The organism is Burkholderia sp. ABCPW 14 (genome assembly GCF_001523835.1).
GTDB classification, from domain to species: Bacteria; Pseudomonadota; Gammaproteobacteria; order Burkholderiales; family Burkholderiaceae; genus Burkholderia; species Burkholderia mayonis.
In genome coordinates, this window is sequence record NZ_LOVS01000196.1 from 100,889 (window position 1) to 113,693 (window position 12,805).

The following is a 12,805-nucleotide window of genomic DNA, read 5'->3' on the forward strand; positions in this document are numbered from 1 at the left end:
GTGGATCGTGGATCGTGGATCGTGGATCGTGGATCGTGGATCGGAAGACGGGGCGCGGCGCGCGTCACAGCGGGCCGGCAAGCGCCGCCGTCACGCCGTCGAGCGCGAGCTTGCGCACGACGAGCGCGCCGTTCGGCGCGGCGAGGAGCGCGCACGGCTCGCAGACGCCGTCGATGCCGAATCGCCCGCGCGCGGCGGCCGAAGGCGGCGTGCCGGCCGCAAACGGCGTCGCGCGTGCCGTGCGCGCGATCCGCGCGGCGATCTCGTCGCGCGAGAACGCGGCGAGCGGCCAGCCGTGGCGCGCGCAGCATTCGACGAGGCCCGGCTCGTGCGCTTTCGCGTCGAGCGTCGCAACGACGCCGACGTCGGCGAGCGACGCATGCGGCAGATGCGCGAGCGCGGCGCGGATCGCGGCCTCGATCGCATCGGCGGGCCGCCCCGCGCGGCAGCCGATGCCGAGCGCGACGCGCATCATCGGGCGGCCGCGCGCGAGGGGCAGGCGCGCGGGTTCCGGCGGCGTGAGTCGGATGGAATCATGTGGTCTCGGCAGTCGACGGCCGGCTTGCCAGCCGGTGCGCCATGCGTTGCGCGCCCGGTTCCGTCCCTCGCGGGACCGGGCGTTCGGCGAGCGCGGCTCACCCCCTGCGTCGGCCGGTATCCGGGCTGACCGCTTGCCATCCCGCCGCCTTCCCGTCCGTGGCGAGGACAGTGGCGCGATGGCGGAATGCGCGAACGCGGCGTGCGCGTCGCAGGCGGCGTACCGTTGCGAGGACAGCACAGGCTGCGCGGGCTGGCCGCTTCCTGTTTCCCGTTTGACTGAGCGCGCGATCGCGCGCTCGGGCACCGAACGCGCGCATACGATAGCACAGCGCCGGCGGCGCGGGCGCTGCGTGCGGAAGGCGCGCCGCGCCGCCTTTTGTCCGCCTTGACGCGCTTCGCCCGCGCGCCTACACTCGCTCGCGTTTTGGTGCTCGCGTGCGGGTTCTGTCGCACGCAGTTAAACGGGAAGCAGGGAGCGTCGCCGCGTCGCGGCCCGCCAACCTGCGCTGCCCCCGCAACGGTAAGCGAATGCATCGCGCGAGCGATGCGGCGCCGGCTTCTCCGCATGCCTGCCGGCATGTGCGGGCCAACCACTGGACGCATCGCGTCCGGGAAGGTGAAGCGGCGTTTTCGTCAGCCCGGATACCGGCCGAGACACAGGGTCTGTTCGCCGATTGCGCGCATGCACCGCGCGACAGCGAGCGGCCCCGGGGTTCAGCGCCGCGGGGATGTGGCGTGTCGTCCACGGCTTCATCGCGTCGCGTGCCGCCGCTGCGTGGCTCGTCCCCGTCCGATGCCGCGTGCTTCGGCCCGCGTCGCGCGCATGTCGCGAGCGCGCGCCGGCGCGCCGCACGCATGGGCGAACGACGGGCCGGGCGGGCAGCCTGAGCATCGCGCGCGATGTCGCGCGTGTTGGCATTCTTCTTGTTTGTCGACCGTTCGCAAAGGGAGCGCCATGCTCAAATCGTTTCTCCGTCTCTTCAACGATAGCCCCGCCGAGCTGCGCGGCAAGATCGTCGGCATCTACGCGCTGCTGATCGCATTCAACGTCGGCGCATGGATCTGGGCGTTCGCCGCGTTCCATGGCCAGCCGGTGCTGCTCGGCACCGCGCTGCTCGCGTACACGTTCGGGCTGCGCCACGCGGTCGACGCCGACCACATCGCCGCGATCGACAACGTCACCCGCAAGCTGATGCACGAGCGCAAGAATCCGCTCGGCGCGGGGCTCTTCTTCTCGCTCGGCCATTCGACGGTCGTGATCCTGATGACGGTCGCGGTCGCGCTGACGGCGGCGACGCTCGCCGCGCGCTTCGAGGGGATGAAGGCGTGGGGCGGCGTGATCGGCACGAGCGTGTCGGCGTTCTTCCTGCTCATGCTCGCGTTCGCGAACCTGCTGATCCTGATCTCCGTATACCGGACGTTCCGCGCGGTGCGGCGCGGCGAGCCGCTCGTCGAGCAGGATCTCGACATCCTGCTCAACCAGCGCGGCTTCTTCGCGCGGATCTTCCGGCCGCTGTTCGCGATCGTGTCGCGCAGCTGGCACCTGTATCCGATCGGCTTCCTGTTCGGCCTGGGCTTCGACACCGCGACCGAGATCGCGCTGTTCGGCATCTCGGCCACGCAGGCGCACGGCGGCCTGTCGTTCTGGTCCGTGATGGCGCTGCCGATCCTCTTCACCGCGGGGATGACGCTCGTCGACACGACGGACGGCATCATGATGATGGGCGCGTACCGCTGGGCGTTCGTGCGGCCGATCCGCAAGATCTACTACAACATGACGATCACGTTCGTGTCGGTGCTCGTCGCCGTCGTGATCGGCGGAATCGAGGCGCTCGCGCTGATCGGCGACAAGCTCGCGCTCAAGGGCGGCCTGTGGGACTTCGCCGCGATGGCGGCCGAGCATTTCGGCATCCTCGGCTACTTCGTGATCGGCCTGTTCGTCGCGAGCTGGGCCGTGTCGGCGCTCATCTACCGGATCAAGCGCTACGACGACATCGACGTGACGATCTCCGCGTGAGCCGCGCGCATCCGCGAGCGCTTCTCCATTGACCCGACACCGACCAACGGAATATCCATGCACATGCGCAAAATCCCCGTGACGATCGTCACGGGCTTCCTCGGCAGCGGCAAGACGACGCTCTTGCGCCACATCCTCCAGAACGCGGGCGGCCGCCGGATCGTCGTGATCGTCAACGAGTTCGGCGAGCTCGGCATCGACGGCGAGATCCTCAAGGGCTGCGGGATCGGCTGCGACGACGCGGGCCGCGAAGCCGACGGCCAGCTCTACGAGCTGGCGAACGGGTGCCTGTGCTGCACCGTGCAGGAAGCGTTCTATCCGGTGATGGAAAAGCTCGTCGAGCGGCGCGCGGACATCGACCACGTGCTGATCGAGACGTCCGGCCTCGCGCTGCCGAAGCCGCTCGTGCAGGCGTTCAACTGGCCGTCGATCAAGAACAGCTTCACGGTCGATGCGGTGCTGACCGTCGTCGACGGGCCGGCCACGGCGCTCGGCCAGTTCGCCGAGAATCCGGTCGCCGTCGACGCGCAGCGCCGCGCTGACCCGAACCTCGATCACGAATCGCCGCTGCACGAGCTGTTCGCCGATCAGCTCGCGTCCGCCGACCTCGTGATCGTCAACAAGACCGATCTGCTCGACGACGGCGCGCTCGCGCGCGTCGAGACGGCGATCCGCGAAGAGATTCCGCAGCAGGTGAAGATCGTGCGCGCGCGGCGCGGCGAGCTCGATCTCGCGGCGCTGCTCGGCCTGAACGCCGCATCCGAGGAGACGATCCACCTGCGCCACGATCACCACGGCTCGGCCGATGATCCCGATCATCAGCACGACGAGTTCGATTCGGTCGTCGTCGAGGCGCGCGTGGGCTCGCGCGAGGCCGCGCTCGACGCGCTCGCGGCGCTCGTCGAGGCGCACGCGATCTATCGCGTGAAGGGCTTCGCCGCGCTGCCGGACGCGCCGATGCGGCTCGTCGTCCAAGGCGTCGGGCGGCGCTTCGACAGCTATTTCGACCGCCGCTGGCGCGACGGCGAGGCGGACGTGAGCCGCTTCGTGCTGATCGGCGAGGCCCTCGACGCGGCCGTGCTGCAGCGCGCGTTCGACGCGGCGCTCGCGGCCCGCGCGCAGGCCGCGTGACGTTGCGAAAGGCGGCATAGAGCGATGCATCTGTTGCGCACGACGCCGGGCGGCTTCGTCGACGATACGGCGGGCGTCGTCCGCATCGACCAGCGTCCGGCCGACATCGTCATCCTGAGTTCGGCCGACACGACGCTGTCGCTGCTCGCGAGCGTCGTGCCGACGTTGGGCGACGGCTTCCCGAGCGTGCGGCTCGCGAACGTGACGTTCCTGCGGCAGCCGGCGTCGGTCGATTTCTACGTCGACGACGTGCTGCGCCACGCGCGCGTCGTCGTGATCGACCATCTCGGCGGCGAGGCGTACTGGCCGTACGGGATCGAGCAGGCGATCGCGCTCGCGCATCGCGCGGGCCAAAGGCTCGCGATGTTCTCGGGCGACTTGCAGGAAGATCCGAACCTGATCGCGAAGAGCACCGTCGCGCCCGAGCTGTGCCGGCTTTGGTGGCGCTATCTGCGCGAGGGCGGGCCCGCGAACGCCGAGGGGCTGCTGCGCAGCATCGCGCATCACGCGCTCGGCGTCGGCGACGAGCCCGAGCCGCCGCGTCCGCTGCCCGCCGCCGCGCTCTATCATCCGGCGCAGGCGAGCCCGAGTCTCGACGACTGGCGCGCCCGCTGGCGCGAGAACGCGAGCGTCGTCGCGATCCTGTTCTACAAGGCGCACTGGCAGGCCGCGAACACCGCGGTGTTCGACGCGCTCGCCGACGCGCTCGCGCGCGTCGGGCTCAATGCGCTGCCGATCGCGGTGACGTCGCTCAAGGACGCGATGAGCCGCGCGGTCGTCGACACGCTGTGCGCCGATGCGAATGTCGCCCTCGTGCTGAACACGACTGCGTTCGCCGCGGGCGCGCCGGGCGCTTCCGAGCCGGAGGTGCTCGCGGGCGACGCGCCGGTGCTGCAGGTGATCCTGTCGGGCGGCAACCGCGACGCTTGGCTCGCCGATCCGCACGGCCTCAACGCGCGCGACATCGCGATGCACGTCGCGCTGCCGGAAGTCGACGGCCGGATCGTCACGCGCGCGGTGAGCTTCAAGGGGCTCGCGTACCGCTGCCCGCACACGGAGGTCGACGTCGTCCGCTACCAGCCGGACGACGAGCGGATCGCATTCGTCGCCGAGCTGAGCCGCCGCTGGTGCCGGCTGCGCACGCTCGACAATGCCGAGAAGCGCGTCGCGCTCGTGCTCGCGAACTACCCGGCGAGCGAAGGGCGGATCGGCAACGGCGTCGGGCTCGATACGCCGGCGTCGGCGCTCGCGGTGCTCGCGATGCTGCGCGACGCAGGCTATCGCGTGGCCACGCTGCCCGAAGACGGCGACGCGCTGCTCGCGAGGATCACCGAAGGCGTGACGAACGATCCGTCGACGCGCGCGCTGCGTCCGGCGTTCCAGAGCTATCCGCTCGACGATTATCTGCGCCGCTTCGCGCGATTGCCGGACGCGGTGCGCAGCGCGCTGAACGAGCGCTGGGGGCCGCCCGAAGCGGACCCGACGCTGCGGCAGCGGCGCTTTACGATCGCCGGCTGGCGTGCGGGCCACGTGTTCGTCGGCGTGCAGCCGTCGCGCTCGCGCGGCGGCGACGACTACGCGAACTATCACGACGCCTATCTCGTGCCGCCGCACGCGTATCTCGCGTTCTACTTCTGGCTGCGCGACGCATTCGGCATCGACGCGATCGTCCACGTCGGCAAGCACGGCAATCTCGAATGGCTGCCGGGCAAGAGCGTCGCGCTGTCGGACGCGTGCTGGCCGGACCTGATCCTCGGGCCGATGCCGCACCTGTATCCGTTCATCGTCAACGATCCGGGCGAGGGCAGCCAGGCGAAGCGGCGTGCGCAGGCGGTGATCGTCGATCACCTGATGCCGCCCCTCACGCGCGCCGAGAATTACGGGCCGTTGCAGGACCTCGAACGGCAGGTCGACGAATACTACGACGCGCTGATGGTCGACGCGCGGCGTGCGAAGGTGCTGCGCGAGACGATCCTCGCGACGATCGTCGAGCACCGGCTGCACGAGGAGCTGAGCATCGCGCGGCCCGACGGCCGCGACGCCGAGGATGCGCTGCTCACGCGCGTCGACGCGTGGCTCTGCGAGCTGAAGGAGGCGCAGATCCGCGACGGGCTGCACACGTTCGGCAGCTCGCCGCGCGGCCGGCAGCGGCGCGACACGCTCGTCGCGCTCGCGCGCTTTCCGGCGGGCGACGGACGCGGCGGGCACGCGGGGCTGATCGGCGCGCTCGCGCGCGATCTCGCGCTCGGCGACGATTTCGATCCGCTCGCGTCCGACTGGGCCGCGCCGTGGACGGGGCCACGGCCCGACGCGCTCTGCGCGGTCAGCGACGAGCCGTGGCGGCATGCGGGCGACACGCGCGAGCGGCTCGAGCTGCTCGCGGGCCGGTTGATCGAGCGGGTGTGCGGGGAGGGCGGCGACGGCGCATTGCCCGATCACGCGGTGGCGCGCACGACGGCGGCGGACGGCGAAGCGCCGACAAGCGTCGAATCGCGCGCCGAGCCGTGGCCGTCCGCACACGCGGCACATGACGGTTTCACCGGAAGCATCGCGTGTGCCGCGTGTGTCCCACGCGACACGGCACGCGAGGCGGAGACGCCAAAGGATGCGTCGCGGCCGAACGCATCGGACTGCGTCGATCCCGCATCCGTCGCCGCCCACTGGCCGCACGCGCTCGCGGTGCTCGAGCGCATCGCGCGCGACGTGCTGCCGCGCCTCGACGCGAGCGGCGACGAAGAGCTGCGCCAGCTGCGGCGCGGCCTCGAAGGCCGCTTCGTGCCGCCGGGGCCGAGCGGCTCGCCGTCGCGCGGCCGGCCGGACGTACTGCCGACGGGCCGCAACTTCTATTCGGTCGACACGCGCGCGGTGCCGACGCAGGCCGCGTGGACGATCGGCCTCAAATCGGCGCAGCAGTTGATCGAGCGCCATCTGCAGGAGCACGGCGACTACCCGCGCGCGATTGGCCTGTCGGTCTGGGGGACGGCGACGATGCGCACGGGCGGCGACGACATCGCGCAAGCGCTCGCGCTCCTCGGCGTGCGGCCGAAATGGGCGCCCGGCAGCCACCGCGTGACCGATTTCGAGATCCTGCCGATCGAGATCTTCGACCGGCCGCGGATCGACGTGACGCTGCGCGTGTCGGGCTTCTTCCGCGACGCGTTCGCGAACGTGATGCATCTGTTCGACGCGGCGGTGCAGGCGGTCGCCGAGCTCGACGAGCCCGAGCACCTGAACCCCGTGCGCGCGCGCGTGCGGCGCGAGACGGACGCGCTCGTCGCGCGCGGCGTGCCCGCCGGCGAAGCGCGCCGGCGCGCGGGCTGGCGCGTGTTCGGCGCACGGCCGGGCGGCTACGGCGCGGGGCTGCAGGCGCTGATCGACGGCCGCCAGTGGCAGACCGACGCCGATCTCGCGCATGCATACCGGACCTGGGGCGGCTACGCGTACGCGCAGAACAGCGCGGGCGAAGCCGCGCACGACGCGTTCGGCGCACGCCTCGCGACGATCGACGCCGTCGTGCAGAACCAGGACAACCGCGAGCACGACATCCTCGATTCGAACGACTACTACCAGTTCCACGGCGGGATGGCGGCCGCGGTCCGCCATGCGTCGGGCCGGCAGCCGAGCCTCTATCACGGCGACCACAGCAACCCGGCCGCGCCGCGGATGAACACGCTGCGCGAGGAGATCGCGCGCGTGATCCGCTCGCGGGTCGTCAATCCGAAATGGATCGACGGCGTGAAGCGGCACGGCTACAAGGGCGCGGCGGAGATCGCGGCGACCGTCGACTATCTGTACGGCTACGACGCGACCGCGCGCGTGATCGCCGATCACCAATATGCGCTCGTCGCCGACGCGTACCTGCACGACCCCGACACCCGCGCGTTCCTCGAACGGCACAATCCGCACGCGCTGCACGGGATCTGCGAGCGGCTCGTCGAGGCGATGCAGCGCGGCTTGTGGCAGGAGCCGGGCGCGCACCGCGACGCGATCGAAGGCTATCTGCTCGCGAGCGAACAGCATCTGGAAGGGGCGCGGCGATGAGCGATCGGGCGATGAAAGCAGCGCGTGCCGCGCGCCGGATGGACGGATTGCATGATGCCGCGAGCGCGACGCAATCGATGCGCGGTCCGGGCGAAGCAGGCGTTGCGCATGGCGCGACGCGCGGGCGGAATGCGGCGGCCGTCGGGTGCGCATCAGGAGGATGGCGATGAGCGAACGAAAAACGATCGGCGGCGCTGGCCTGAATGGCGCGGACGGCTCGAAGGGTACCGGATGCGCGGCGCAATCGGCGCTCATCGGGAAGGACCCGAACGATCCGAACGATCCGAACGATCCGAACGATTCGAACGATTCGAACGATTCGAACGATTCGAACGATTCGAACGATCCGAACGATCCGAACGATCCGAACGATCCGAACGATCCGAACGATCCGAACGATCCGAACGATCCGAACGATCCGAACGATCCGAACGATCCGAACGATCCGAACGATCCGAACGATCCGAACGGCATCGACATCGACATCGCCAATGGCACGACGTTCGCGGGCGCGGCGCAATCGCCGTCGGGCGAGAACGGCGCCGGCGGCACAGGCGGCGCGAACCGCGCAGCCGAACCGAACGCCGCACATGACGCAAGCGATGCCACTTTCACCCCCACCGGAAGCCACGTGAACAAAACGAACGAAGCGCACACGCCGAGCAGCGCCGCATCCGACGCCCGCGCGCTGCCGGCCGCGTATCCGTTTGCCGCGCTGATCGGCCAGGACGCGCTGCAACGCGCGCTGCTGCTCATCGCCGTCGATCCGGGCCTGGGCGGCGTGCTCGTCAGCGGCCCGCGCGGCACCGCGAAGTCGACGGCCGCGCGCGCGCTCGCCGAACTGCTGCCCGAAGGGCGCTTCGTCACGCTGCCGCTGTCGGCGACCGACGAGCAGGTGACGGGCTCGCTCGATCTCGCGAGCGCGCTCGCCGACAACGCCGTGCGCTTCTCGCCCGGCCTCATCGCGCGCGCGCATCTCGGCGTGCTGTACGTCGACGAGATCAACCTGCTGCCGGACGCGCTCGTCGACGCGCTGCTCGACGCGGCCGCAAGCGGCGTCAACACCGTCGAGCGCGACGGCATCTCGCACAGTCACGCGGCGCGCTTCGCGCTCGTCGGCACGATGAATCCGGAGGAGGGCGAACTGCGGCCGCAACTGCTCGACCGCTTCGGGCTGATGGTCGCGCTCGAAAACTGCTACGACGCGGCGACGCGGCAGCGGATCGTCAAGGCGCGGCTCGCGTTCGATCTCGACCCGCATGCGTTCCGTGCGCAGTACCGCGACGCGCAGGCGGCGCTCGTCGCGCAAATTCGCGCGGCGCGCGCCGCGCTGCCGGCGCTCGCGTTCGACGACGCCGCACACGCGCGCGTCTCCGCGCTTTGCATCGACGCGCAAGTCGACGGCTTGCGCGGCGACCTCGTGATGCTGCGCGCGGCGCGGGCGCTGGCGGCGCTCGAAGGGGCGACGATCGTCGATGCGGCGCACGTCGAGCGCGTCGCCGCCGACGTGCTGCGCCATCGGCGCACGCGGCCCGAGGCGTCGGCGGACGCCGGGCCCGAGCGACGCGCGCCGACGGACAATTCCGCGGGCGATGCCGCGACCGATCCGGCGCATCGGGACGCGCCGCCGCCCGCGGCTGGCGACACGCGGCACACAGGCGCTGCCGGGCCCGCGCGCGCGCGATCGCCCGCGTCGCCCGACGGTGCGAACGGTGCGAACGGTGCGGCCGGCAACCGCAGCACGCCGAACGACGGCATCCGACGCCCATCGGCCGATGACGACAGCGACTGGGGCTATCTGCCGCCCGAGCCTGCCGGCATGACGCCCGTCAAAGGCGTGATTCCGCTGCCGCTAAAAAAACGCTGAGCCATCGGACCGATGCCGCCGCTGCCGCCGCGAACGCGCCGGACAGCGGACTTCGATGGCTCGAAGCAGGCATGCGCACGGACGACGCGAGCGACGCGCGGGGCCGCCCCGGCACGCGCGTCGCTTGGCGCGCGACGCTCGCGGCGAAGCGCGGCGGCGCACTGCGCGCCGATCATCTGCGCTACCGGCCGCAGACCGGTGCGCCCGGCGCGCTGCATTGCTTCGTGCTCGACTGCTCGGCGTCGATGCTGACGGCAGGGCGGCTCGCGCGCGCGAAGGGGCTCGTCGTCGCGCTCTTCGATCGCATCGCGCGCGAGCGCGCCGATGCGGCGCTCGTCTGCTTCGGCGGCGGCTCGGCCGACGTGCGCTTCGGTCCAGCCGTGCCGCGCTGGTGGAACGAGCGCTGGCTCGCGCCCGTCGGCGGAGGCGGCGGCACGCCGCTCGCGCAGGGAATCGACGCCGCGGCGCGGCTGCTCGCGCGCGCCGCGCGTCGGCGTCCGCGGCAGCAGCGCTGGTTGTGGGTGCTGTCGGACGGGCGAACGAACGAGGCACCGGCGCGGCCCGCGCACGTCGATCGAATCGTCGTCGTCGATTTCGACGATGCGCCCATCAGGCTCGGCCGCTGCGAGCGTCTCGCGCATGCATGGGGCGCGGCGCGCGTCGCGCCGGACGACCTCGCGCGCGCGTGACGGATGCGCGCCGGCTCGGCGATGGCGCGCACGTGCGGCCTTCGCGGACGATCGGAAACCGCGGCGTGCTGGCGACATCGAACGATATCAAGCGATATCAAGCGACGCCGAGCGGCAACGGCGGCCATGGTGTGGCACGACAGGGCCTGGCCTGACTGCGGAACATGCGGAACGCATACGCACGCCGATCCTGCACCGCGTGTTGTTTCCGCAACGTCAAATGTCCGTCGTGGCATCGTCGACCGACGGCCCGCTCGGCATCGACGCAACGCCCGATGCCGGGCGCGGGCGATCGACCGCCTCGGCGAGCGAGCGATCGACCGTCTCCGCGATATGCGATCATCGACACGTTTTCCCCATCCAACCTCTCGGAGCCGACCCGCATGCTCGACGACCAGCCGACGATCGAAATCGAAACCGGACCCAACCCCGCGTTCGCGGTGATCCTGATGCACGGCCTCGGCGCCGACGCGCACGACTTCGTGCCGCTCGTCCCGGAACTGCGGATCGCGGGCGGCCCGGCGGTGCGCTTCGTGTTCCCGAACGCGCCCGAGATCGCGGTCACCGCGAACAACGGCTACGTGATGCGCGCGTGGTACGACATCCTGTCGTTCGAGGGCGTGAACCGGCAGGTCGACGAAGCGGGGATCGACGCCTCGTGCGCGACCGTGCGCCGCCTGATCGACGAGCAGAACCGGCGCGGCATTCCGACGTCGCGAATCTTTGTCGCGGGCTTCTCCCAGGGCGGCGCGATGGCTTATTCGGCGGGCCTCACGCATCCGGATGCGCTCGCCGGGCTGATCGTGCTGTCCGGCTACATTCCGTCGCCGCGCTTCATTGACGAACGGCACGCCGACGCGAATCGCGGCACGCCGATTTTCGCCGCGCACGGCACCGATGACGACATCCTGCCGATCGGGCTCGGCGAGGCCGCCCGCGATTTCGCGCGCGCGCGAGGATGCGCCGTCGACTGGAGTGCGTATCCGATGCCGCATTCGGTCTGCGGGGAGGAAGTCGATGCGCTGCGCCGGTGGCTGGAGGCGCGGTTTGCGGCAGCGCGCCTCGCATAACGGAAGGGGCTCCGCATGGCGCGGATTCGCGTGTGGATCGAAGAGGTCCGACGAGACCGCCACCGCGGTCTTCGCCCGAATCGTCCGGAAGAGGCGAAAGACCGGACTTTTCGTCGCCACACGGTTGACCGACTGCCGTCCGGCCGAGACCGGCGCGGCGTCGGATTCGTCGGGGCTGGACGTCAGTCGCGTGGGCGGCTTGATCCGATCGAGCCGAGGGCGGCCGGGATTCGTCGAGAGCCCGCCACGTCTCCAACTGAACGGTCGCGCGAGATGCCGATCTTATCGCTGGCGCAAGCGTCCTCGAATGCAGCCGACCGGGAGACACGGCGTCATGACCGGACCGGCAAGGCGTCTTTCCGGCGTGTGACGCTCACTTCTCTTTCAACCACGGCGACTTCGTGCTCCAGAAGATGAGATTGGCGCCGAGATAGTCCTGCGCGTAGTCGATGACCGCGTCACGCGTGAAGGGTTTACGGGTTCGAGGATTCGTATAGGTCAACGTCGGTTCCTGGACCGCCATGGCGACCAAAGCGAGCTTACCTTTGTACTGGTTGAAAAACGGGCATGCGTTTTTCATTTGGCCTTTCTTCCAGGGCACGATGTCCGGTCCGCCGAGGCCGATCCGATTCTGGCTGGCGAATGAAAACAGGCGAGACATGTATTGATGGTCGTTATTCCACTCGCACGGCCAGAAATTGACGTATTGAACGACGTAGGACTGGCGGAATGCTTTCCTCGCGAAGTCGAGATTGCCCAAGGCCGCATCGAAACTCCTTGCGTTTTTTATGCGGTCCATATGATCCGATGGTCGCAGTTTGGTTCAATGGGCCCGTCCTCTTCGATGGGCGCAGCGGAGCGCCCGGCAGCGCGCTCTGTCCAATCGAGCCGGCAGTTCCGGCGGCATTGCCCCGCGAGCGACATCGAGCCGCCTTCGTGCGGCGGCGACACGCCGCGATGCGGCGCGTCACGCCGGGGCTCGCGCTTTGCGACGCGGAGAGCCGGCGAGTCGCCGAAAGATCGGCGAAACCTCGCGACAAAGAACGCGCGCGCCGTCGCCGCCGGATCAGGGGTGCGAGTAGAAGCTGTCGTTCCGCAAGCCGCGCGCGCGGTGGTGCTTCCGGTGATGCGTTCGATGCGAGTGAGCCCGATGCGGCTTCGCGTGGTGCGTGCGCGCCTGCGCGGGAGCCGCAGCAGCGGAAGTCGCGGCGGGAGCAGGCTGCGCGGCCGCGCCCGTCGGCGCCGTGCCGCCCTCGTTGAAATGGTAGGTTTGGGTTTGGGCGTGCGCGGCGGACATCGCGACGCACAACGCGGCAAGGCTCGACAGCAAGCGTTTCATGGCGGGCTCCGAAATGATCGACGCGCACAGGATACTGCGCGTGCGCGGCTTTGCCCCATCGTCCGATCGTCATATTCCGCTCGCTTGCCGGCCGGCGTTTGTGCGCCCGAA

9 protein-coding genes and 2 riboswitches are annotated in these 12,805 nt (G+C 70.4%); of the genes, 6 read left to right on the forward strand and 3 right to left on the reverse strand.

Annotation, left to right across the window (positions count from 1 at the left end):
- Positions 1-64: 64 nt before the first annotated feature.
- Positions 65-475, reverse strand: coding sequence for a cobalamin biosynthesis protein (locus tag WS62_RS29375; RefSeq protein ID WP_066578481.1), 411 nt, complete (start codon positions 473-475; stop codon positions 65-67).
- A 157-nt stretch (positions 476-632) separates the two neighbouring features.
- A riboswitch (cobalamin riboswitch) is annotated at positions 633-864 on the reverse strand.
- A gap of 84 nt (positions 865-948) precedes the next feature.
- Positions 949-1,208, forward strand: a riboswitch (cobalamin riboswitch).
- Between the two features lie 287 nt (positions 1,209-1,495).
- Here WS62_RS29375 and WS62_RS29380 point away from each other — a divergent pair.
- The 6 genes from WS62_RS29380 (at position 1,496) to WS62_RS29405 (ending at position 11,355) form a co-directional block, all read left to right on the forward strand.
- Positions 1,496-2,557 carry a HoxN/HupN/NixA family nickel/cobalt transporter gene (locus WS62_RS29380; RefSeq protein ID WP_066578482.1) on the forward strand — a complete coding sequence of 354 codons (1,062 nt, stop codon included), beginning with the start codon at positions 1,496-1,498 and terminating at the stop codon, positions 2,555-2,557.
- A gap of 57 nt (positions 2,558-2,614) precedes the next feature.
- Positions 2,615-3,688, forward strand: coding sequence for a cobalamin biosynthesis protein CobW (gene cobW, locus WS62_RS29385; RefSeq protein WP_066578483.1), 1,074 nt, complete (start codon positions 2,615-2,617; stop codon positions 3,686-3,688).
- 24 nt (positions 3,689-3,712) lie between these two features.
- Positions 3,713-7,729 (forward strand): cobaltochelatase subunit CobN, encoded by a 4,017-nt coding sequence (gene cobN, locus WS62_RS29390; RefSeq protein ID WP_066578485.1) that lies wholly within the window; start codon positions 3,713-3,715, stop codon positions 7,727-7,729.
- Positions 7,730-8,360: 631 nt separating this feature from the next.
- Positions 8,361-9,596 carry an ATP-binding protein gene (locus tag WS62_RS29395; RefSeq protein WP_066578589.1) on the forward strand — a complete coding sequence of 412 codons (1,236 nt, stop codon included), beginning with the start codon at positions 8,361-8,363 and terminating at the stop codon, positions 9,594-9,596.
- Between the two features lie 71 nt (positions 9,597-9,667).
- A complete protein-coding gene (locus tag WS62_RS29400) occupies positions 9,668-10,285 on the forward strand; it encodes a vWA domain-containing protein (protein ID WP_066578488.1) in 618 nt (205 codons plus the stop codon).
- 383 nt (positions 10,286-10,668) lie between these two features.
- Positions 10,669-11,355, forward strand: coding sequence for an alpha/beta hydrolase (locus WS62_RS29405; protein WP_066578491.1), 687 nt, complete (start codon positions 10,669-10,671; stop codon positions 11,353-11,355).
- A 373-nt stretch (positions 11,356-11,728) separates the two neighbouring features.
- On the opposite strand, the gene WS62_RS29410 is transcribed toward WS62_RS29405, so the two are convergent.
- Together WS62_RS29410 and WS62_RS29415 are read right to left on the reverse strand one after the other, a co-directional pair.
- The gene (locus tag WS62_RS29410; RefSeq protein ID WP_231748445.1) at positions 11,729-12,115 is read right to left on the reverse strand and encodes a hypothetical protein; all 387 of its coding nucleotides are present in this window, start codon (positions 12,113-12,115) and stop codon (positions 11,729-11,731) included.
- A gap of 306 nt (positions 12,116-12,421) precedes the next feature.
- Positions 12,422-12,694, reverse strand: a complete 273-nt coding sequence (locus WS62_RS29415) for a hypothetical protein (protein WP_066578494.1) — start codon at positions 12,692-12,694, stop codon at positions 12,422-12,424.
- Positions 12,695-12,805 lie beyond the last annotated feature (111 nt).